Origin of the sequence: Streptomyces sp. CB02923 (genome assembly GCF_001905005.1) — a bacterium.
GTDB lineage: Bacteria > Actinomycetota > Actinomycetes > Streptomycetales > Streptomycetaceae > Streptomyces.
On record NZ_LWKZ01000024.1, the window covers coordinates 381904 to 402727 of the forward strand.

Annotated in this window: 20 protein-coding genes; 15 read left to right on the plus strand and 5 right to left on the minus strand. The window is 72.3% G+C overall.

Annotation, left to right across the window (positions count from 1 at the left end; all coding sequences use genetic code 11):
• Window positions 1-43 precede the first annotated feature (43 nt).
• Window positions 44-649, minus strand: a complete 606-nt coding sequence (locus A6A06_RS24955; protein WP_242440929.1) for an HD domain-containing protein — start codon at window positions 647-649, stop codon at window positions 44-46.
• Window positions 650-1013: 364 nt separating this feature from the next.
• Window positions 1014-1271 (minus strand): DUF6158 family protein, encoded by a 258-nt coding sequence (locus tag A6A06_RS24960; protein ID WP_073764567.1) that lies wholly within the window; start codon window positions 1269-1271, stop codon window positions 1014-1016.
• Window positions 1272-1413: 142 nt separating this feature from the next.
• Between A6A06_RS24960 and A6A06_RS24965 the strand changes: the two genes are divergently transcribed.
• The 7 genes from A6A06_RS24965 to A6A06_RS24995 all read left to right on the plus strand — a co-directional run bounded on the left by A6A06_RS24965 (window position 1414) and on the right by A6A06_RS24995 (window position 6885).
• Window positions 1414-1611: a hypothetical protein gene (locus tag A6A06_RS24965; RefSeq protein ID WP_073763565.1), complete on the plus strand. Its 198-nt coding sequence runs from the start codon at window positions 1414-1416 to the stop codon at window positions 1609-1611.
• Between the two features lie 97 nt (window positions 1612-1708).
• Window positions 1709-2164, plus strand: coding sequence for a CBS domain-containing protein (locus A6A06_RS24970; protein ID WP_073763566.1), 456 nt, complete (start codon window positions 1709-1711; stop codon window positions 2162-2164).
• Window positions 2165-2377: 213 nt separating this feature from the next.
• On the plus strand, window positions 2378-3859 hold the full coding sequence (locus A6A06_RS24975; protein ID WP_079194315.1) for a bifunctional phosphatase PAP2/diacylglycerol kinase family protein: 1482 nt from the start codon (window positions 2378-2380) through the stop codon (window positions 3857-3859).
• An 82-nt stretch (window positions 3860-3941) separates the two neighbouring features.
• Window positions 3942-4805: a class I SAM-dependent methyltransferase gene (locus tag A6A06_RS24980; RefSeq protein WP_073763568.1), complete on the plus strand. Its 864-nt coding sequence runs from the start codon at window positions 3942-3944 to the stop codon at window positions 4803-4805.
• 54 nt (window positions 4806-4859) lie between these two features.
• Complete coding sequence (locus A6A06_RS24985) at window positions 4860-6023, plus strand: CapA family protein (protein WP_073763569.1); 1164 nt, start codon at window positions 4860-4862, stop codon at window positions 6021-6023.
• Window positions 6024-6139: 116 nt separating this feature from the next.
• A complete protein-coding gene (locus tag A6A06_RS24990) occupies window positions 6140-6490 on the plus strand; it encodes a VOC family protein (RefSeq protein ID WP_073763570.1) in 351 nt (116 codons plus the stop codon).
• Window positions 6491-6525: 35 nt separating this feature from the next.
• On the plus strand, window positions 6526-6885 hold the full coding sequence (locus tag A6A06_RS24995; RefSeq protein WP_199931127.1) for a maleylpyruvate isomerase N-terminal domain-containing protein: 360 nt from the start codon (window positions 6526-6528) through the stop codon (window positions 6883-6885).
• A 25-nt stretch (window positions 6886-6910) separates the two neighbouring features.
• On the opposite strand, the gene A6A06_RS25000 is transcribed toward A6A06_RS24995, so the two are convergent.
• Both A6A06_RS25000 and A6A06_RS25005 read right to left on the minus strand, forming a co-directional pair.
• Window positions 6911-7834 (minus strand): NADP-dependent oxidoreductase, encoded by a 924-nt coding sequence (locus A6A06_RS25000; RefSeq protein WP_073763572.1) that lies wholly within the window; start codon window positions 7832-7834, stop codon window positions 6911-6913.
• Window positions 7835-7927: 93 nt separating this feature from the next.
• Window positions 7928-8806 (minus strand): LysR substrate-binding domain-containing protein, encoded by an 879-nt coding sequence (locus tag A6A06_RS25005; RefSeq protein ID WP_073763573.1) that lies wholly within the window; start codon window positions 8804-8806, stop codon window positions 7928-7930.
• A gap of 883 nt (window positions 8807-9689) precedes the next feature.
• Between A6A06_RS25005 and A6A06_RS25010 the strand changes: the two genes are divergently transcribed.
• The 8 genes from A6A06_RS25010 (at window position 9690) to A6A06_RS25045 (ending at window position 18658) form a co-directional block, all read left to right on the plus strand.
• Window positions 9690-10862, plus strand: a complete 1173-nt coding sequence (locus A6A06_RS25010) for a sedoheptulose 7-phosphate cyclase (RefSeq protein ID WP_073763574.1) — start codon at window positions 9690-9692, stop codon at window positions 10860-10862.
• A 34-nt stretch (window positions 10863-10896) separates the two neighbouring features.
• Entirely contained in the window at window positions 10897-12087 is a 1191-nt protein-coding gene (locus A6A06_RS25015; protein ID WP_073763575.1) for a DegT/DnrJ/EryC1/StrS family aminotransferase, read from the plus strand.
• Between the two features lie 46 nt (window positions 12088-12133).
• Entirely contained in the window at window positions 12134-13075 is a 942-nt protein-coding gene (locus A6A06_RS25020) for a hypothetical protein (RefSeq protein WP_073763576.1), read from the plus strand.
• A 195-nt stretch (window positions 13076-13270) separates the two neighbouring features.
• Window positions 13271-14476 carry an acyltransferase family protein gene (locus tag A6A06_RS25025; protein WP_073763577.1) on the plus strand — a complete coding sequence of 402 codons (1206 nt, stop codon included), beginning with the start codon at window positions 13271-13273 and terminating at the stop codon, window positions 14474-14476.
• Window positions 14477-14562: 86 nt separating this feature from the next.
• Entirely contained in the window at window positions 14563-15483 is a 921-nt protein-coding gene (locus tag A6A06_RS25030; protein ID WP_073763578.1) for a class I SAM-dependent methyltransferase, read from the plus strand.
• A gap of 63 nt (window positions 15484-15546) precedes the next feature.
• Window positions 15547-16215: a FadR/GntR family transcriptional regulator gene (locus tag A6A06_RS25035; RefSeq protein ID WP_199931129.1), complete on the plus strand. Its 669-nt coding sequence runs from the start codon at window positions 15547-15549 to the stop codon at window positions 16213-16215.
• The gene (locus tag A6A06_RS25040; protein ID WP_242440930.1) at window positions 16212-17504 is read left to right on the plus strand and encodes an MFS transporter; all 1293 of its coding nucleotides are present in this window, start codon (window positions 16212-16214) and stop codon (window positions 17502-17504) included. The genes A6A06_RS25035 and A6A06_RS25040 overlap by 4 nt, the downstream gene beginning before the upstream one ends.
• The gene (locus A6A06_RS25045) at window positions 17501-18658 is read left to right on the plus strand and encodes a GDSL-type esterase/lipase family protein (protein WP_073763579.1); all 1158 of its coding nucleotides are present in this window, start codon (window positions 17501-17503) and stop codon (window positions 18656-18658) included. The genes A6A06_RS25040 and A6A06_RS25045 overlap by 4 nt, the downstream gene beginning before the upstream one ends.
• A gap of 57 nt (window positions 18659-18715) precedes the next feature.
• Here the strand turns inward: A6A06_RS25045 and A6A06_RS25050 are convergent, their stop codons facing one another.
• A complete protein-coding gene (locus tag A6A06_RS25050) occupies window positions 18716-20737 on the minus strand; it encodes a DUF5107 domain-containing protein (protein WP_073763580.1) in 2022 nt (673 codons plus the stop codon).
• Window positions 20738-20824 lie beyond the last annotated feature (87 nt).

Consider the following 20824-nt stretch of genomic DNA (forward strand, 5'->3'; position numbering starts at 1 on the left):
CGGACAACCGGTGCGGAGCGGGAGACCCGGGCGCGCGAGACCCTCAGCCCTGATCGAGCGGATGGGACACCGTCCGTTCCGCCCAGTCCCCCGCCACCAGACCCGCCGCGGCGCACCCCGGCTTGCGCTCCGCCTGCTCCTCGAACAGGCGCACGAAGGACTTGGCGAAGCCCAGCCGGGGGTACGCCCCGACGAGCGCGTCCCTGAAAGACGGGTCGAAGGCCTCCAGACCCGCCCCCGACACATCCGCGCTGGTCCCCACCTGCAACAGCCTGCTCTCCACGTCCACTTCCGGCGCGACGTCGTCCCGCATGTGCAGCACGATCAGCTCGGCCGCCCGGTCACGTCGCTCGGCCGGCCAGCCGAGACCGGCGGTGAAGACCCGGGCCAGGTGACCGCCGGCCTCTTCGAAGGGAAGCGTGTGGCTGTCGAAGGGCGGCACGAGAGCCAGGTCGTGCAGCAGCGCCGAGACGAAGAACAGCTCGCGGTCGAAGTCGAGGCCACGCGCCTCCGCCCAGGCCGCACCGAAGAAGTACGACCGCACGGAGTGGTGGTACAGCGCCGCGTCGGCGTATTCCTCACTCACCAGCCGCGCCGCCTCCGCCGCCCGCCCCACCGGCACACGCACCCCGGCAACCTCGATCAGCATCCGCCCAACCCCCTGACAGCCGAACATCATTCCAGTGCGCGCAGCTTACAAGCCGCTCCAATGGGCGGGATCTCGCGTCGTGTTGCCGCACCGGGTCCGGCTCCCCGGGCGGGACCGTCCCGGGCACTCGTACCGCTGCCGCTTCCGCTGCCGCGCGGAGGGCCGCACGGAGGTCCGGGCGCGGGACCCCACATCCCGCGCCCGGACACTCCTCCCCACCGGCCTTGCCCCGCGCCGTTCCCGGGACCTTCTCCGTGGCCGCTCGGCCGGACAGCCGGGTTACCAGGACCGCGCGCGGCCAAACATCGCGAGGTCGCCGACCGGTGTCGCGGGGCGTTCAGCCGCTGCGGGCGCGGGCTCCGGATCAGCCGGTGCGGGCGCGGGCTCCGGAGCGGGTGCGGCCCGAGGCGACCCAGCGGCGCGGGTGGCGGCGCAGGTACTCGCCTTCCAGTTCCGCCATGCGCGCGTTGTGGGTGGCGAGCGCGTCGGTGGAGCCGTGCAGCAGGGTGTCGTGCCGGGTGCGGTGGATGGTTTCCAGCTCGCGCAACAGCTGCTGCTCGTCGAGCCGGGCGGGCGGGACTCCCGGTGTGGCGGAGCCCGGTGTGGCGGATTGCGTCTCCATGGGCTGCGGGGAGTCCGTGGGCGTGTCGTGGGACGGCATCGGGGTTTCTCCCTCCGTGTCGGGTGCGTCCCTTCGGGTACCCGCTGGCACGACCCCCCGGACATGTCCGGCGGCAGGCCCGGAGCGAGCCCCGGAGGCAGGCATGGAACTCGGATTCCTCACCCCACTCACTACCAGGCCGGGCCCCGGCTCCGTGGGCCGTTCCGGCACCTCGGACCACCCGGTCCGCCCGGTCGCCTCCTTCGATCGTACGAGGACCGCTCCGGCTCTGCGCGGCGACCGGCGCCCCCTCGGCGTGCCCGGCGTCACCGGCGCGCCCGCGGACGACGCCCCGGGGTGACGGGCCCCGGGGCGCCCTCGTGCCCCGGGCCGCCCGGCCGTCCCCCGCGGACCCCCTCCTGCCGCCCGCCGGCCCGACCGAGAGAAGGCGAACAGCAATGGCACAGTTCGTAAGGGACGTCATGACCCCGGACGTCGCGGCCGTCCTGCCGGACGCCTCGCTCGTCGAGGCCGCGCAGCTGATGCGCGCGCAGGACATCGGAGACGTCCTGGTGACGCAGGACGGTGTGCTGCTGGGGGTGGTGACCGACCGCGACATCACGTTGCGGGCGGTGGCCGACGGGGTCGATCCGCTCGCCGTGTCCTGCCGCTCGGTGTGCACCCCCGAGCCGGTCTGCGTCGGCCCCGACGATCACATCAGCGAGGCGGTCACGCTGATGCGCACGAACGCGGTGCGGCGACTGCCGGTGGTCGAGAACGGGACGCCGGTGGGGGTGGTCAGCATCGGTGACCTGGCGCGCGCGCAGGACCCGGACTCGGCGCTCGCGGACATCAGCCGGGCCGCCCCGGACAGCTGGCCGGATACCGGGATCGCGGGTCCCGGGTACGTCTGAGGGCCCGATGTACGCCTGAGGGCCCGATGTGCGCCTGAGGGCCCGATGTGCGCCCGAGATTCCGGTGTGCGCCCGAGATCCCGGGCCTCGACCGGTCATTTTCGACCGATTCACCCGTTTCCACTCGACAGGAGCCGGTTGCAGATGAAACGGACGACGCGGGGAACCGTGGGGCTGCTGTATGTGCCCCCTTCTTCGGGGTACAGGTGGCCCATGCGAAAGCTGCTGAGCACCTGGGACCGCGAGATTTTCGACAGCGTCGCGTCACGGCACTGGCCGGGCGCGCAGCGCGTGCTGCCACGGCTGACGCGCACCGCCGACCACGGGCTGCTGTGGATGGGGATCGCGGCGGGCGCGGCCGCCCTCGGCGGGCGGCCGATGCGGCGGGCCGCGCTGCGCGGGGTGGCCTCGCTGGCGACGGCGTCGGCGATGGTCAACACCCTGGGCAAGCGCTCGGTCCGGCGCAACCGGCCGCTGCTGGACGCCGTGCCGGTCATACGGCAGCTGAACCGGCAGCCTTTCACCACGTCCTTCCCGTCCGGCCACGCGGCCTCGGCCGCGGCCTTCGCCACGGGCGTCGCGTTCGAGAACAAATGGTGGGGGCTGGCGCTGGCGCCGGTCGCCGCCTCCGTTGCGTTCTCCCGCGTCTACACGGGCGTCCACTACCCCGGCGACGTACTGGCGGGTGCCGCGCTCGGCGTGGGCGCGGCCCTCGCGGTGCGCGGGCTCGCGCCGACCCGGGCGCAGCTGGCGCCCCCGGCGCGCCCGGCGGCCGACGCGCCCTCGCTGCCGAAGGGCCGCGGGCTGTTCGTGGTGGCCAACCACGCGTCCGGGCAGCGCACCGGCCCGCGCCCCGACCGGGTGCAGGAGGTGCGCGGTGTCCTCCCGGAGGCGGAGGTGGTGCTGTGCGGCGACCCGGAGTCCCCGCCGATGGACAAGGCGCTGGAGGAGGCCGCCGAGCAGGCCGCGCAGGCGGGCGGCGCGCTGGGGGTGCTGGGCGGTGACGGCACGGTCTGCGCCGCGGCGGCGGTCGCCGTACGGCACGGTCTGCCGCTGGCGGTGCTGCCCGGCGGTACCCGCAACCACTTCGCGTACGACCTGGGCATCGAGACGCTCGGGGACGCCGCGCGGGCGGTGGAGAGCGGTGAGGCGGTCGCGGTGGACCTGGCCGGGTTCCGCACCGCGCCCGGCGAGGACCCCACCTATTTCCTCAACACCTTCTCCATCGGCGCGTATCCGGAGCTGGTGCGCGTACGGGAGGAGTGGGCGGGCCGGATCGGGGCCTGGCCGGCCGGGGTGCTGGCCGCGTGGAAGGTGCTGCGCACGGCCGACCCGGTGACGGTCGAGGTCAACGGGAAGCGGCGGGAGCTGTGGCTGCTGTTCGCGGGCAACTGCGCTTACCGCGGGCTGGGCCTGGCGCCGGTGCGCCGGCACGACCTGGCGGACGGCGTGCTGGACGTACGCGTGGTGCACGGCGGCCGGCTGGCCCGTACACGGCTGCTGACCGCGGCCCTGACGGGGGCGCTGCGGCACTCCCCCGTCCTGAGCGAGTCCCGGATGCGTTCGGTGCGGCTGGGTGGCCTGGCGGACGGCAGCGTACTCGCGTACGACGGTGAAGTGGGTCCGGCTGCGGGCGAGTTGACGATCTGCAAGGAGAACGAGGCGCTGACCGTCTACCGCCTGCTGCCCGAATAGCGAGACGGCGTTCTCATGATGCGGTCTTCCGACGTACGGTGACCACACCTGCCGTCCGGGGAGCGCGAAGGAGCCGTCCGCCATGCCGCACGAGTCCACCGTCCACGCCGAGGGCCACCACGGGCCCGCCGTCCACCGCGAGTCCGCCGTGTACACCCACGGCCACCACGAGTCCGTCCTGCGCTCGCACACCTGGCGCACCGCAGCCAACTCGGCGGCGTACCTGCTGGACGCGCTCGAACCGCACATGGAGATCCTGGACATCGGCTGCGGACCCGGCACCATCACGGCCGACCTCGCCGCGCTGGTGCCGGACGGCCGGGTGACCGGGCTGGAGCACGCGCCGGACGTGCTGGAGCAGGCGCGGGCCACCGCCGGGGCGCGCGGCCAGGACAACGTCCGCTTCGTGACCGGCGATGTCCACGCACTGGACTTCCCGGACGACTCCTTCTGCGTCACACACGCCCACCAGGTCCTCCAGCACGTGGGCGACCCGGTGCGGGCACTGCGCGAGATGCGGCGCGTGACCAGGCCGGGCGGCATCGTGGCCGTACGGGACGCGGACTACGCGGCCATGACCTGGTACCCGGCGGTGGAGGGCATGGACGACTGGCTGGACCTCTACCACCGGGTGGCCCGCGCCAACGGCGGTGAGCCGGACGCGGGGCGGCGCCTGCGCGCCTGGGCACGCGAGGCCGGATTCGCCGACGCCGCGATCACCTCGACGGCCGCCGCGTGGAGCTATGCGACCGCGGAGGAACGCGCCTGGTGGAGCGGCTTGTGGGCGGACCGGACGGTGGCCTCCTCGTACGCCCGGCTGGCGGTGGAGGGCGGCCACGCCGCCGAGGCCGGGCTGCACCGGATAGCCGGTGCCTGGCGGGAGTGGGGCGCCCGGGAGGACGCCTGGTTCGGCGTGTTGCACGGCGAGGCCCTCTGCCGGGTCTGACCCGACCGCCACAACCGGCACGAACTATCTCATTCCAGGCGGTATGAAGGATCCGTGAGAAGAACGCACGGACCGGCCGCCCTGGCAGTGCTGGCGCTCCTGGCGGCGGGCTGCGGTCCCCAGCAGCCCGCCGCCGGGCGCCACGGCGCCACGTCGGGGCAGCCCGCCCGAGCCGCGGCGTCCGGCGGCTTCACCCTCCTGGCCACCGGCGACGTCCTCCCGCACACCGAGATAATCGAGCAGGCCCGCAAGGACGCGCACGGCCGCGGCCACGACTTCGGCCCCATGCTCTCCGGCGTCCGGCCCCTGGTGTCCGGCGCCGACCTGGCGATCTGCCACATGGAGACGGTGTACGGCCCGGACGGCGGCCCCTTCACCGGCTACCCGGCGTTCACCTCGCCGCCGCAGGTCGCCGCCGCCCTCCGGGCCACCGGCTACGACTCGTGCTCCACCGCCTCCAACCACACCCTGGACGACGGCGCCGCCGGGGTACGGCGCACCCTCGACGCCCTGGACGCGGCCGGTGTACGGCACGCCGGCTCGGCCCGTACCGCCGACGAGGCCGCCCGCCCCACCCTCCTCAAGGCGGGCCCGGCGAAGGTCGCACAGCTCGCGTACACGTACGGCACCAACGGCATCGCCGTGCCCGAAGGGCAGCCCTGGTCGGTCAACCTCATCGACCGGGACAGGATCCTCGCCGACGCACGGGCCGCCCGCCGCGCGGGCGCCGACGTGGTGGTGGTCAGCCTCCACTGGGGAACCGAATGGCAGCAGGACCCCGACGAGCAGCAGCACACCCTGGCCCAGGACCTCACCGCCGCCCGCACCGGCGGCCGCCCCGACATCGACCTGATCCTCGGCACCCACGCCCACGTCCCGCAGGCGTACGAGAAGGTCAACGGCACCTGGGTCGTCTACGGCATGGGCGACCAGCTCGCCGGCTACATGTACAACCCGCAGGGCGCGGTCGATTCGCGCGGCAACCAGAGCTCGATGGCCCGGTTCACCTTCGCGCCGCCCGCCGCGGCAGGACGGCGCTGGACGGTCGCCAAGGCGGAGTTCACCCCGCAACTCACCGATGTCGGCAACGCTTTCCGCGTCGTCCCGCTGACCGCCGCCGCGGCCCGCGGCTCCGCCCACGCGCGGGCGCGGGACGCCGTACGCGAGGTGGTCCTCTCCCGCGGCGGCGCGGACGACGGCCTGTCGATGACCGGGTGAGCGGGTGCCCGGTTGAGCGGGTGAGCAGGGGGCCAACCCCGGCCCCCTGCCCCAGGCCCCACACGGAATCAACCAACTGATCGCGTACGGCAAGGCACCCCAACTACGCTCGTCCCATGGACATTCTGGGGACCTCGCTGCGGGTGTGTGTGACCGACCTCGACGCGGCGATCGGTGTGTACGAACGGCTGACCGGCGCCGAGGCGATGCGCTTCGAGCACGGCGGCGTCTCGGTCGCGGCCGTGGGCTGCTTCTTCCTGATGAGCGGTCCGGAGGCGCAGTTGTCGGTGCTCCGCAAGATCACCGCGACCCTGGCCGTCAAGGACGTGGACGACGCGGTGGCCGACCTGACGGCGGTCGGCGCGCAGATCATCGCGGGCCCGCTGCCGACCCCGATCGGCCGCAACCTCGTCGCCCGCCACCCGGACGGCTCGGTCTTCGAGTACGTCGACCGGAAGGCGGCCTGATGCCCGGCGGCTTACACCCGCGGCACCGGGCCGTCATGGACATCGTGACCGGCGTCGTGGAGCAGGCCGGTCCCGGGCAGTTCGCCCGGCCCACCCCGTGCGCGGCGTGGAACCTCGGTCAGCTGCCGGCCCACATGACGGGCCGGAATCACGGCTTCGCCGCCGCCGCACGCGGTCGGGTCACCTCGGTGGCCGACTTCGCACCACGGCCGGTGGGCGGGGCGCCCGGTGCCGCGTTCGCCGCCTCGGCGCGCGAGGTGGTGGCCGCGTTCGCCGAACCGGGCGTGCCGGAGCGCCGGTTCGCGCTGCCCGAACTGGGCCCGGACGTCACCGTCCGGGCCCGGTTGCTGTCGCTCCTCGGCCGCTCCCCCGGCTGGCCGCACGGCGCCCCCTGACCGCACGCGGCCCGGCCGGCGCCGGTCAGGAGACCTCCAGGACGATCTTCCCGCGGGTGCGGCTCTCCTGGCTGCGGCGGAACGCCTCCGCCGCCTCGGACAGCGGCAGGACCGTGTCGACGTGCACGGTGAGCTTCCCGGCGTCGGCGAGGTCCGCCAGCGCTGCCAGACCGGCGCTGTCCGGCCGCACCCACACCATGTGCCCGCCCTTCTTCTCCACGTCGCCGTCGGCGATGGAGGCGACCCGGGAGGAGTCCCGCAGCAGTTCCTGCGAGACGTCGATGACGCCGTTGCCCACGAAGTCCAGGGCCGCGTCCACCCCGTCGGGGGACAGTTCCCGCACCCGACCGGCCAGGCCGTCGCCGTACGTCACCGGCTCGGCACCGAGGGAGCGCAGGAAGTCGTGGTTGCGCTCGCTGGCCGTACCGATGACGCGGGCGCCGCGGGCGACCGCGATCTGCACGCCGAGCGACCCGACGCCGCCCGACGCGGCGTGCACCAGGACGGTCTCGCCCCTGGTCACGCCGAGCCGGTCGAGCGCCTGGTACGCGGTGAGTCCGGCGAGCGGCAGCCCGGCGGCCTGCTGCCAGCTCAGCGCGGCGGGCTTGCGCGCCAGTGTGCGCACCGGGGCGGAGACCAGCTCGGCGAACGTGCCGTGCTGCACCTCGTCCTTGCGGACGTACCCGATCACCTCGTCGCCGACCGCGAACTCGGGTGCGTCCAAGCCGACCGCCTCGACCACTCCGGCCACGTCCCAGCCGGGGATCAGCGGGAAGTTGACGTGCATCACCGGGTCCAGATAGCCCGCCAGCACCTTCCAGTCGACGGGATTGACCCCGACGGCCTTCACCCGCACCAGCACCGAGTCCGGCGGCACCTTGGGGTCGGGCTGGTCGGTGTAGGTGAGCTGGTCGGGGTCGCCGTAGCTGTTCGCAATGATCGCCTTCATGCTCGTCACAACGCGTGACGGGACCGGATCATTCCGCGCGGCACCCGATCGGCGTACGCATCCGGGTGGCGGCGGATGTGCGGTGGAGTTCCCTCAGCAGAACTCCCGCATGACAGCGGCCACCAGCGGCTCGGCCAAGGGGTGCGCGCTGCGTTCGGGCAGCGCCAAGGACACCTGGACCGTGGGGGCGTCGCGCAGCGGCACGTAGACGACGGAGGGGTGGCTGGTGCGCCGGGACGCCAGCTCGGGCACGGTGCCCATGCCCTGGTCCGCCGCCACCGCTTCGAGCCATTCGTCGAAGTTGCTGCAGGTGACGGAGGTCCGGGGGCGGTGTCCCGCCGGCCAGAGCTCCGGCGAGGTGGTTCCGCTCACGGTGTTCATGACCAGTGGCCAGTCGGCGAGTTCGGCCCAGTCCACGTGCTCGCGCCGGGCCAGGGGCGAGCTCCGGGAGACGGCTGCCACCCGCCGCTCCTGCCAGAGAGGGATCGTGGTGAGGGGTACGCCTTCGGGGATGCCGCGCAGGAGGGCGACATCGGTGTGTCCGCGGTGCAGACCGGCCGCGGTGGTGTCGTCGCGCAGGAATTCGCAGTCGATTCCCGCTTCTTCCGTGAACCGCCGGATGAAGCGGGAGAATTGTTCGGGCATCAGCCAGCAGAAACCGACCCGCAGGGAAGACGACGACTGGAGCCGGTCGATCGCCTGGTCCAGCTGGGCATACGCTTCCCGCAGGTCCGTATGGAACGCCCGGCCTTCGGGGGTGAGGCTGAGATGACGGGTGGAGCGGTCTAACAGCCGCACATTGAGCGCGGCTTCCAGACGCTGGACGGCACGGGAGACAGTGGGCTGGGTCACTTGCAGCTGCTGGGCCGCGCCGGTGAAACTTCCGGCATCCACCACCGCTATGAAGCACCGGAATTGCGACAGATCGATATCGGTGTTCCGTAGACTCGGACGTACCTGACTTCGCATCATGTTTTCCCCTCAGACTTCCCCGCGATGACGAATCGATCAGGGACGAACAAGGGGAGTGCGGCGATCACGCCGTAAGAAATGCGGGCTTCTTCAGCAGGCAGACTCACCGAACAAGCGCCATGCGAAGCGCCGCGTGCTCCGTTGCACGCCCGCCGCTCCCCCGTTGGTTTGGCATGTACTTCGGACTGCCGGCGGCGGCGCGGAGTACCGACCGCCGCGGATGCCACCACCCGATGGCCGGGAATCTAGCACCGGGCGCTTTGCGGCGCGCTGGTTGAACTTGCAAGTTTTTACACTGCCGTCCGCGCCGCGCCCGATGATCCACCGCCTTTGAGCCACTCGCGGCGCGAATCACGCTCAAGAGTGCCACATTATGGGACATCTCGACCATGCGAGTCATGGCGTAAACGACTTCGGTCAATATTCAGCAAAGTCAATGCAAATCGCCCAACCTGCCACATAGGCAAGTTCAAAGCGCAACTTGATTTGGCCGATCAACACCCTGGAGAACCCCTCCCGGGCGGCATCATGAAGTCTTAACACTCCCTTAATGAAACTGTACCGACCACGCAGAACTGCGTTCTCCTTCGGCGATCCCGGTACTTCCTCAGGGCGCGGCGCGCAGGGGTCGATGCCCGCGAATGAACTTATACGCCTGCTGTATGAGTGATGCGCCGCCATCATTTTCCTTGAAGGTTCGCACCTGCTTGGAGTTCCATACTCCCGGGACACGGACTTCGAACCCCGGCATGTCACCGTCACCTGTCGCCGAAATGGCCACGGGCACTCAGAGCCGAGTGACCGGCACCGCCCGGAAGCCAGACAGCTTTCCTGCACGCCGCCCCCTTCCCCCCTTGTTTCCTTCCCACAGGAGAAAGCAATCATGCCCCCTGCATTCCAGAACACCCTGGACATCGAAGCCGAACTGCAGGTGAAGTACCACGTCGCCATTACCCGGGACATCTTCTCTCCGGAAAACCCGCTGCTCCTCGAAACCGCCGACCGCAGCAACGGCCCCGGAAAGCAGCTCGTGATACTCGACGCGGCGCTTTCCGGAGTCCTGCGGGAACGCATCCACGCGTACTTCGCCGCGCACGGCGTCGAGGTCGAGGTGCTCGAAGTCGACTCCGGCGAAGTCAACAAGAACCTCGACACGTGCCTCGGCATCGTCGACGCGCTGGAGCGCGCGGGAGCACGCCGCCAGAGCAACCCGCCCATCGCCATCGGCGGGAACGTGCTCATCGACGTCGCGGGCTTCTCCGCGAGCATCTACCGCCGCGGCATCCCCTGGGTCCGGGTGCCCACCACTCTGCTGGGGATGATCGACGGCAGTGTCTCCGCGAAGACGGCGGTGAACCACCAGGGCAACCGCAACCGCCTGGGCACCTTCCACCCGGCGATGCGGACCATCGTCGACACCGGGCTGCTCGCCTCGCTGCCCCGGCGGCACCTGGTCAACGGGTGCGGCGAGATCCTCAAGATGGCCCTGATCAAGGACAGCCGGCTGTTCGACCTGCTGGAGGAGCACGGTCCCGATCTCGTCGACTCCCACTTCCGCACCGCGCCCGCGGAGGAGGTCATCACGCGCGCGATCGACGGTATGCAGTCCGAACTGCGCGACAACCTGTGGGAGAAGGACCTGCGCCGCATCGTGGACTACGGCCACACGTTCAGCCCCCCGATCGAGATGGCAGTCGTCCCCGAACTGCTGCACGGCGAGGCGGTGGGCATCGACTGCCTGTTCACCGCGCTGCTCTCGTACGTCCGGGGCTGGCTCGGCGGGACCGACGTCCAGCGGATCGCCCGCACCATGCACCGCGTCGGCCTCCCCCTCGACCACGCGCTGTTCTACGACATCGACACGCTGGAGCGCGCGATGGACGAAGCGCGGCTGCACCGCGACGGCGACCTCAACCTCCCGGTCGTCCAGCGGATCGGCTCCTGCACGTTCACCCAGGAAGTGACCCGCCAGGAGCTGGCCGACGTCACCTCGCTCCTGCGGACCGTCGCGGCGTCCGCCGGCCAGGACCTGCCCGCTCTCGCTCTGCAGCGCTGAGAACCCCACCCCTCGCACCCCACAGGAGACACCCATGCCGGGTCCCGGATTCGAATTCCTCGGCGACGAGGAGCGGCACAACGTCGAGCAGGTGCTCGCCCAGTGGAGCCTCACCCGTTACCTGTTCGACAACCCGGAGGAGCAGTCCTTCGTCCGTCGGCTGGAGCGCGACATCGAGGCCCACTTCGACAGCGGCCCCACCGTCGCGGTCAACAGCGGAACCTCGGCGTTGGCCACGGCCCTCGCCGGCCTGGGTGTCGGTCCGGGCGACGAGGTCATCGTGCCCGGCTACACCTATGTCGCCTCCATCGGCTCGATCGGCCACTTCGGCGCGACGCCGGTCCTCGCGGAGGTCGACGAGTCCCTGACCCTCGACCCGGACGACGTCGAGCGCAGGATCACGCCCCGCACCCGCGCCATCATGGCCGTGCACATGCTGGGTGCCTCGTGCGACATGGAACGGCTCCGGAAGATCGCGGACCGGCACGGCGTCCTGCTGCTGGAGGACGCCGCGCAGGCCTGCGGAGGAAGCTACCGCGGTGCCCGGCTCGGCACGATCGGCGACGCCGGTGCCTACTCCTTCAACCCGTTCAAGGTGATCACCTGCGGTGAAGGGGGCGTGGCGCTCTTCCGCGACCACGCGTCGTACGCCCGCGGTTTCGCCTACCAGGACCAGGGCTGGCCTCCCCTGCGCGACAACAACGGCGTCGGCACGGGCGAAGCGACGTTCGGGCTGAACCTGCGGATGCCCGAACTGAGCGCGGCCGTGGCGTGCGCCCAGCTGAAGCGGGTCGACACGGTGCTCGCGGAGACCCGCCGCGTCCGGAACCGGCTGATCGAGCTGATCGAGCCGCACGAGGGCGTACGGCAGCGCCGCCTCCACGACGCCGAAGGCGACTGCGCCAACGTCCTCGTGCACACCTTCGACAGCGCGGAGCCGGCCCGCGAGGTCGCCGGGCAGCTGTCCACCAAGCCGCTCGCCGACTCCGGCCGCCACTACTACGGCAACATGCCCCAGCTGAGCGGCAACACCTCCGTCCGCTACGCGCGCGGAGACCTGCCGCGCACCGATGACCTGCTGTCCCGTTCCCTCGCCATCTCGGTGGGCGTCTCGGACGCCCACCTCGGCTCCGGCTTCGGCGTGGGGGTGCGCAGCACGGAGGAAGACATCGTCCGCGCGGCGGAGAAGTTCAACTCCGCCGTCCGGTCCGCAGTGGCCGCGTGATCGTGCGCAACCGCTCCGCCCACCCCTCGGAAGAACGGATCACTTGGTGAAGAACAGCTTGGACAGCTTCTCGATGGTCGTGCCGGACGTGCCCGCGGCGGCGCACCTGTTCGGGACGGTCTTCGGTGCTCAGGTGCTGTCGGCCGCACCCGGGCGGCAGGGCCCGGACGGGCTGGGCGAGGACGTCGTCGACGACCACGGTGCGCCCGCGCACAGCGCCCTGCTCCGTCTCGACGCCCACACGCAGCTGCGCCTGCTGGCGTACGAGGCGACCGCCGGGACGACGTTCGGCGCGACGGCCGTGGACATCGGCACCGCGCACTTCTGCTTCCGTGTCGGTGACATCGAGCAGGCAGCCCGGTTCATCGACCGCTATCCGGGGACCAGGATCCTGGGCGACGTCCAGGAGATTCCCGAGGGCCCGCTCCGCCACCACAAGTGGGTCTACTTCCGCCTGCCGTGGGGGGCCTACGGCGAGCTGCAGGAGTGGGCCGAGTCCCCCTCCGCGGAGGCCCTGGAGCTCTTCCACGGCCAGGTGCCCCCGTCGTCGGCGCTGGTGCCCACGCTCATGGGCCTCGACCACGTCGGCTACAGCGTCCGGAACCTGGAGAGCGCGATCGACGTCCTGACGCACTCCCTGGGCGGCCGGTACGTGCTGGGGTCCGTCATCACCCCGGACGAGAACTTCATGCGGCGGCAGTTCGAGACCCCGGTCGCCGCCCGGTCGAAGATGGCCATGGTGCGCGTCGGTGACCACACCAACCTCGAACTCTTCGAGCACGAGGTGGACGCGGAGCGCGAACCCGGCGACCGGCTCGCCGTCGGACACTCCCGCCTGGTCTTCGCCTCGGACGACGTGGCCGGCTCCGCGGCCGAGCTGTCGCGGCGCTTCGGCTTCGCCGAGGCCGGGCGCGGCGACGCGACGGCGGCCGGGCGCACGGCACTGCTCACCGCGGGATCGGGCCTGGACGTCGAGTTCATCTCCTGACGTAGCGGGGCGCCGCGGCCGGACGCCGCGCCCGGACTCCGGCATGCCGACGCCGGAGTCCGGGCGCGGTCGGTCCACCGGCCGCCGGCCGCCCGGTTCCGTGCCCTCCCGCCGCGGCCCGCACCATCACGTTTCCACCCGGAAATCCTCCGGCCCGCAGACGGCCGGAGTCGCACCACGAACAAGGAACCACACGTGAGATCCAAACAGGCATTCGCCAATTCGCGCCTCCCCTCCCTGACCGGCCTGAGATTCGTGGCCGCCTTCCTGGTCTTCTTCTTCCATCTCAGCGTCGAGAAGCTGTACGACGACAGCACGAACCCCGTGCTGTCGAAGATCTTCAACCCGGCCGGAGGCGTGGGCGTCTCGTTCTTCTTCATCCTGAGCGGGTTCGTGCTGGCGTGGTCGGCGAAGCCGAACCGCTCCGCGCGTGAGTTCTGGCGCCGCCGTCTGGCGAAGATCTACCCGAACCACCTGCTGCTCTGGGTGCTCACCCTGCCGCTGCTGCTCTGGTTCGGGGAGCGCGTCTCGGCCGCGTCCGGCATCGCGAACCTCGCCCTGGTGCAGACCTGGGTACCGAAGCTGGACTTCTTCTTCAGCGTGAACCGGCCGAGCTGGTCGCTGTGCTGCGAGCTGTTCTTCTACCTGATGTTCCCGTGGCTGGTGCGGCTGGTCGGACGGCTCGGCCGGCGCGGCACCTGGGCCCTCGTCGCCGCGGCCGTGGCGGGCGTCTGGCTGGTGCCCGTGCTCGCCGAACTCCTGCCGAGCGCGCCCGGCATGCCGCTGGACGTGTCGCACCCCGAGATCTCCAGCGGCGTGTCCGAGAGCCAGTACTGGCTGGTCTACGCCTTCCCGGTGGCGCGCTGCCTGGAATTCCTCCTGGGCATCGCCGTGGCCAAGCTGGTGAAGAGCGGCGACTGGCCGCGGGTTCCCGTGCTGGGGGCAACGGTCCTGCTGGCCGCCGGATACGCGGCGGCCGTCTGGGCGCCGGTCCTCTTCGGTCTCGCCGCGCTCACCGTGATTCCGCTGACGCTGTTCATTCCCGCGGTCGCGATGGCCGACCTGGAGGGGCGGCAGTCCGTCCTGCGGAGCCGGACCATGGTCTGGCTGGGCGAAGTGTCCTTCGCCTTCTACCTCGTGCACCAGACCGTCCTGCGGACCGGGCACAACCTGCTCGGCCACGACGCGTCCTGGGACTTCTGGACGGCGTCCCTGCTCGCCCTGTTCTTCGCGGCGGTCACCCTCGTCCTCGCCTGGGGCGTCTACCGCTGGTGGGAGATGCCGGCCATGCGTCTGCTGACCACCCGCCGGACCCGGCCCGAGAACATGCCCGTGGACGTGGTCCCCGACCCCCGGTTCAACGCGCAGCGCCCGGTGGAAATGACCGCCGAGAAGGACTGAACCGCGGGTCCGCCGCACGCGGCCCGGCGCCCCCGCCGCAGGGCCGTACCGCCCCGCCCATCCCGCAGACCAGAAGGAGTATCGGAATGTTGTCCGTGGATCACCTCCCGCGTCCCGCCCAGCCCTCCGGGCCGGCCACCGCGCCGGCCGGTACGCCCCCGGTCACACCGTCAGAACCGCGCGTCGAAGGGCACGTCACCGGTCCGGACCAGGCCCGTACCACGGCCGGCCTGGAGTCGCGCCAGTCCGCGCTGGAGCAGGTGGGCATCGCCTCCGGATGGCACGTACTGGACGCGGGGTGCGGGAGCGGCGACTTCCTGCCCTGGCTGGCCGAGCTGGTGGGCCCGCAGGGAAGCGTGTCGGCCGTCGACCGGGTCGCGGAGAACACGGTGCGTGCGGCCGCGCACATGCGTCAGCACGCTCCGGGACACGCGGTGGACGTGCGGCGGGCGGACGTGCTGGACCTTCCGCACGCCGACGATTCCTTCGACGCCGTCTGGTGCGCGGACGTCCTCCAGCACCTGGACGACGGACAGCTCACCCGGGCGCTGCGGGAGCTGTCCAGGGTCGTGCGGCCCGGTGGTCTGGTGGCCGTGCAGGTCCCGGACGCCGCGTCGGTCACGGTGCGGCCCGGCGATCCGTTCGTCTTCCTCGACTTCCTGCGTGCGGCAGCGCCTTCGTGCGCGTACGCACGGCAGTTGCTGCGCGGCCGTGACCTCCACCGCTGGCTGCGCGAGACCGGCCTCGCTTCGGTGCACCAGCACACGACCGTGATCGAGCACCTCGCTCCGCTGGAGCCCGCGGCGCTGCGGTTCTGGACCCGGATCTGCTCCCGGCTCGCCCGGCAGGCGCGCGGCACGGGCGGCGGCTGGGATCACCGGTGGGCCCCGTTCGCGGACGCCGACGCCGCGGACCACCCCCTCCGTTCCCGGCACGGGTACGTCAGTGAGGGCACCACGCTCGCCATCGGCACGGTTCCGCGCGCCGCCGATGTTAGGCTTACCTAACTAAGGGATGATGATACGTTCTTTGCGGAGGTGGGCGACGTGCGCGCGGTACCACGGTCAGCCTTGATCGAAGGCACCATCGAACGGCTGAAGACCCAGATCGTCAGCGGCAGATGGCCTCTGGACAGCAAGATCCCCATCGAGGACGAGCTGGTGGAGGAACTCCAGGTCAGCCGCAGCACCCTGCGCCAGGCCGTCCAGGCCCTGGTGTACGTGGGGCTGCTGGAGACCGCCCAGGGCCGGGGGACGTTCGTCCGCGGTACCCACGAGGTCGACACGGTGCTGCACCGCTACCTCGCCGACGCCGAGCTCCGCTCCGTACTCGAAACCCGGCGCGGCCTCGAAGTGGAGGCCGCCGGCCTCGCCGCCGAGCGCCGCAGCGCCGCCGACCTGGACCGCCTCGCGGCCGTACACGAACGCCAGACGGCCGCTCAGCGGGACGGCAGGGCCGGCGAGTTCAGCCGGGCCGCGGTGGAGTTCCACACGGCCGTCGTCGAGGCGGCGGGCAACCCCGTGCTGGCCCGGCTGTACGGCACCATGCTCGGCTCCGTACGGGACTCGGTCCACCTCGGCGGCGTGCGCCGCCCCCAGGAGCACTACGGGGACGCCGGGCACGCGCGCATCCTGGAAGCGGTCCGCCGGGGTGACCCGCACGCCGCACGGAAGGCGGCGGCCGAACACGTCACGACCTTCCTCACCGCCCTCGCACCGACGGACAAGGACATCCGATGACGCCCGGCCCCACCCCGTCCGACGGGGCTCAGACCCTGTTCTCCCGCGTCGCCGTCTTAGCCTCCTGCCTGGGCATGGTGATCATCGGCGGGCTGCTCGCCCTGTACGGGCCGGTGGTCCCCGCGCTGCGCGACCGCTTCGGACTGGCCGAGTCGACGGCCGGGCTGGCGCTGGCCGCCCAGTCGCTGGGCGCCGTGGTGGGAGTCCTGGGCTTCCACGCCATCCACCGCCGCATCGGCAACCGCGCCCTGCTCACCGCCTCCTACCTGACCATGCTGGTGGGAACCGTCACCTTCGCGCTCTGCGGGGTGTGGCCGCTGATGCTGGCGGCGGCCGTCGTCACGGGGCTCGGCCTCGGCGGCGTCGACTTCGCCATCAGCCGCCTGTTCCTCATCGGCCTCGGTGCCCGCGGCCCGGCCTTCCTGAACGTGGCGCACGGCTGCTTCGGCCTGGGCACCGTGCTCGCTCCCGCCGCCATCGCCGTCATCGGCCCGGAACACTACGGCGCCGCGTTCATCGCCCTGGGGCTGCTGAGCCTGATCCCGCTGGCCTGCGTCCGCGGCATCCAGGCCCGCCCCACCCCCGCCGAACTCGCCGAGGCCGCCCCCGCCCCCGCGCACCACGCCGGCGGGCGCCGCCTGGCCGCCGTGCTCCTCGGTTTCGTCGCCATCTACATGCTGCACTTCGCCGTGCAGAGCGGCATCGGCAACTGGGAGCCCACCCACCTGCACGCCCTCGGCCACAGCATGACCACCGCCACCGTCGCGACGTCGATGTACTGGCTGGCCATGACCGTCGGCCGCTTCCTGGTCGCGCCGCTCGCCCGCCGCTGGTCGGCGCCCACGATCGTCACCGCGTCGTGCGCCCTGATGAGCGTCAGCATCCTGCTCGTCCCGGTGCCCGGACTCGCCCCCTGGGCGTACGCCGCGGCCGGGCTGTGCATCGGCCCGATCTTCCCCAACGGCCTGAACTGGCTGAACCGTTCCGCTCCCGCCTCCGGCAACGCCATGGCCTATGTCATCGCCGCGGCCATGCTGGGCTCCGTCGCCTTCCCGCCCGTCCTGGGCGCGGTCATCCAGTCGCAGGGCGTCGGCGCCCTCCCGGTCACCCTGGCCGGCCTCTGCCTGCTCACCGTGGCCGTCAGCGCCGTACTCGCCGTGCGTCTTCGCGGCACCGGAGCCGCGACCACGGTGCATCAGGAGCAGCCGACGACACCCGCCGCACCCACCGCGCCCGCCGCGCGGCAGCAGGACATGACTCTCACCCCCCAGAAGAAGGACGCATCATGACGAAGCAGTGGGTGGCCGGATTCCGCACCGCGGTGATCAGCCCGTACGAGGAGACCAAGCTCAGCGAGCCGCGCGGCTTCCACGACCAGACCGTGCGCCAGGTACTGCACATGGCCGGCGGCGGCGACCGGATCCGCGTCCGGCTCTCCAACCGCTACGGCCGCACTCCCCTGGCCGTCGCCGACGCCCGGGTGGCCGAGCGCAAGAACGCCGACGAGATCGTCACCGAGACCGACACCGGCCTGCGTTTCGAAGGGGCCGGGCAGGTGACGATCCCCGCGGGCGGCGAGGCCGTCAGCGATCCCGTCGACCTGTCCGTGCGGGGCGGCTCGGACCTCGTGCTCAGCTTCCACCTGCCGCACGACACCGGCCTGGCCACCTACTCGCACATGCCCTCCGAGCTCGCCTACGTCGTCAGCGGCAACCAGGCGGGCGCCGCGGCCCTCCCCGGAGCGGAGCAGGTCCACGGGCGGTTCTACGTGACCGGTGTCGACGTCCTGACCGACGGCGACGCGCCGGTCGCCGTCGCGTTCGGGGATTCCTGGTTCGAGGGCGTCGGCACCACCCACAGCGCCAACCAGCGCTCCGTGGACATCCTCAACCGGCGCCTGGGACACGGCTGGGCCGTCAACCAGGGCATCGCGGGCAACCGGCTGCTCACCGACGAGATCGGCGAGCACGCCCTCGCACGCTTCGAACGGGACGTCCTGGCCGTGCCCGGCGCGACCCACGTCCTGCTCAACTTCGGCATCAACGACCTGGGCCTGCCCGGCATGCTCGGCCTGCCCCCCGCCACCGCCGACGACCTGACCGCCGGCTTCACCGAACTCGCCCGCCGTGCACACGACGCGGGCCTGACGGTCCACGCGGGGACCATCGGCCCGTTCGCCGGTGCCGTCTACCCCGGCCACAACACCCCCGAGGGCCTCGCCACACGACGCCAGGTGAACGACTGGATCCGCTCCAGCGGCACCTTCGACTCGGTCTTCGACGTCGCACCCGCCGTGGCCGACCCCGACCGGCCGGACTACATCCGCGCCGAGTTCGACTGCGGAGACGGCATGCACCTCAACGACGCCGGAGCACGGGCGATGGCCGAAACCATCGACCTCGACGCGCTCGGCCGCCCGCACCCGGGGGCCGCGGGGCGGTGACCGCCGACGCGTCCGGCAGACGGCGGCGCACCGCGGTGGCCGCCGTCCTCCGGCCCGTCACACCGCCCGCATCCGGAAGTCGTAGCGTTCCGGGAGCGGGTGTTCCGTGCGGGCCTTGGTGCGGGCGGCTTCGGTGAGGGGGGCGGAGCCCGCTGTGAGCCGTTCGGCGACGGCGTACCAGGTGTCGCTGAGGACTTCGTCGCCTTCTCGCAGGTCGGGGACCTCGAAGCCGTGGTCGAAGACGGCGCGGGCCGCGGCGGCGTCGCCCTCGGCGAGGGCCACTTGGGCGGTCAGCAGGGCGAGGCGGCCGTCGGTGCGGGTGGCCGGAGGCAGGCGGTCGAGGGCGGCAGCCGCCTCGCCGGGGCGGCGGGCGGCGAGCAGTGCGGGGACCGCCGCGCGTACCAGGGCCGGGAGGAGCGGGGCGATGTGCTCCGTGGCGTCCGCGGGACCGTCGTCGGGTACGCAGGCCAGGGCCTCCGCGTAGCGTTGCGCGGCGCGTGCCGTCTCGCCTGCGGTCTCCTCGGCGACGGCGAGGCAGTAGAGGGGGCGGCAGTCCGTGCCGTGGGCCAGGGCCCGTTCCCAGCTGCGGACGGCCTGGGCCCGGTCGCCCGCGTGCCACTGCGCGATGCCGAGGTGGAGGTCGGTGCCCGGTCCGGGCGGCGCGGACTCCAGCAGGTCGCGCCACGGCGCGGAGACCAGGGGCGCGACGGGCACACCGCTGCCGCGCGGGAAGTCGCCGGTGTGCAGCAGCGCCAGCCAGGGGTGCTGGTCGGGGCCGAGGGTGGACTCGGCGAAGGGCGTGCCGGGCAGGTCGTGGCCGGTGCGGGCCCGTTCCAGGGCGCCCCAGCCGGAGCCGGTGGCCAGCGTCTCCTTCGGGTCGGCATCGGCGTACGGCCGCCAGGCGGCGAAGGCCGCGTCGACCTCCGCACGCGGCAGTCGCGCTTCGAGCCGGTCGCCGGCCTCGCGGCGGGCGGCTGCCCAGTCCCCGCCGTGCACCACGGCGGGGTCGGCGGCGAGCGGCCCGTACGCCTCCAGCCAGGCGAACTCCGTGCCGCCTTCGAGGCGTACGTGCTCCAGCTGCGTACGGGCCAGGCCCGCCTGGATCTCCGCGTAGCCGCCGGTGCCGGGTTCGGTGAGCCACTGCTGCCAGCGGCGCCCGGCGCGGCCCGCGCCCCACAGGAACAGCTTGCGGCCGCGCAGCGTGTCGGTGGAGGTGTGGACCAGGCCGTGGCCGGTGGCGTCGAGCGAGGCGATCCAGCGGCGGTCGCCGTCCGGGATGCCGTAGAAGTAGTCGGCGGGGAACTCGCTGCGCAGCGGGTACGTGCGGTCGGTACCGCCGGACTCCGGTACGGGGACGTGGCGCAGCGTGTGCTCGTAACCGAAGTGCCAGGCCTCGTCCGCCGGGGCGAGGACGCGGGTGTGCTCGTCCTCGGGGACGGCGATGTTGGACCACCAGTAGACGGGGGCCGCGTGCAGGTGCGGGTTGCGGATGCGGACGCCTGCGTACAGGAAGTCGGAGCCTTCCGGAAGCCAGAGGTCCACTTGGAAAGGGAGGTTGCGCAGGCGTTCCCATTCCCACAGGCGCAGCATCTCGCCGCCGTCGGGCGCCGGTACGGACGCGGCGTGCACCGGGGCGCAGGACAGGGTGGTGTGTCCGGTGGCGCCGGTGTTCCACTCGATGCCGCCGGAGAACCAGGCGCCGTTCAGGGCGAAGTTCGCGGGCTGCAGCACGGGGTTGCGGTAGAGCAGTTCGCGGCCGGTGGGCTTGTGGTGGAGGGAGTGCACCCGGCCGCCGAGGCCGGGCAGGACGGTGGCGCGCAGCCGGTCGTTCTCGATGACGAGCGCGTCGAGGGTGGTTTCGGTGCGCGTACGGCCGTAGCCGTCGCGGATGCCGACGGGCAGCAGGGAGTCCAGCGGCGCGTAGGTGAGCTGGCGGGCCATGTCGGGCGGCAGGTCCTGGCCCGCGGGCAGCTCGACGCGGTGGATGTCGCCCGGTGCGCGGACGGCGGGCAGCGGGCTGGCCGGGCCGACGGGTGCTGCGGGGAGGGTCAGGGTCGTCCGTCGTACGCTCGTGGCCACGGCTGCCTCGCAAGGTTGTACCGGGCCACCTCGGGTGCGGTGGCCGCCTGTTGACCATGGAACCCTGTCGGCGCCCGCCTGAACAGG

Excerpts from the sequence above, each read along its gene's own strand:
- A6A06_RS25005 (WP_073763573.1), bottom strand. The coding sequence starts at position 8,806 with ATGATGCGAAGTCAGGTACGTCCGAGTCTACGGAACACCGATATCGAT.
- A6A06_RS25030 (WP_073763578.1), top strand. The coding sequence starts at position 14,563 with ATGTTGTCCGTGGATCACCTCCCGCGTCCCGCCCAGCCCTCCGGGCCG.
- A6A06_RS25010 (WP_073763574.1), top strand. The coding sequence starts at position 9,690 with ATGCCCCCTGCATTCCAGAACACCCTGGACATCGAAGCCGAACTGCAG.
- A6A06_RS25045 (WP_073763579.1), top strand. The coding sequence starts at position 17,501 with ATGACGAAGCAGTGGGTGGCCGGATTCCGCACCGCGGTGATCAGCCCG.
- A6A06_RS24970 (WP_073763566.1), top strand. The coding sequence starts at position 1,709 with ATGGCACAGTTCGTAAGGGACGTCATGACCCCGGACGTCGCGGCCGTC.
- A6A06_RS24975 (WP_079194315.1), top strand. The coding sequence starts at position 2,378 with ATGCGAAAGCTGCTGAGCACCTGGGACCGCGAGATTTTCGACAGCGTC.
- A6A06_RS24955 (WP_242440929.1), bottom strand. The coding sequence starts at position 649 with ATGCTGATCGAGGTTGCCGGGGTGCGTGTGCCGGTGGGGCGGGCGGCG.
- A6A06_RS25015 (WP_073763575.1), top strand. The coding sequence starts at position 10,897 with ATGCCGGGTCCCGGATTCGAATTCCTCGGCGACGAGGAGCGGCACAAC.
- A6A06_RS24995 (WP_199931127.1), top strand. The coding sequence starts at position 6,526 with ATGGACATCGTGACCGGCGTCGTGGAGCAGGCCGGTCCCGGGCAGTTC.
- A6A06_RS24990 (WP_073763570.1), top strand. The coding sequence starts at position 6,140 with ATGGACATTCTGGGGACCTCGCTGCGGGTGTGTGTGACCGACCTCGAC.
- A6A06_RS24965 (WP_073763565.1), top strand. The coding sequence starts at position 1,414 with ATGGAACTCGGATTCCTCACCCCACTCACTACCAGGCCGGGCCCCGGC.
- A6A06_RS25040 (WP_242440930.1), top strand. The coding sequence starts at position 16,212 with ATGACGCCCGGCCCCACCCCGTCCGACGGGGCTCAGACCCTGTTCTCC.
- A6A06_RS25000 (WP_073763572.1), bottom strand. The coding sequence starts at position 7,834 with ATGAAGGCGATCATTGCGAACAGCTACGGCGACCCCGACCAGCTCACC.
- A6A06_RS24960 (WP_073764567.1), bottom strand. The coding sequence starts at position 1,271 with ATGGAGACGCAATCCGCCACACCGGGCTCCGCCACACCGGGAGTCCCG.
- A6A06_RS24980 (WP_073763568.1), top strand. The coding sequence starts at position 3,942 with ATGCCGCACGAGTCCACCGTCCACGCCGAGGGCCACCACGGGCCCGCC.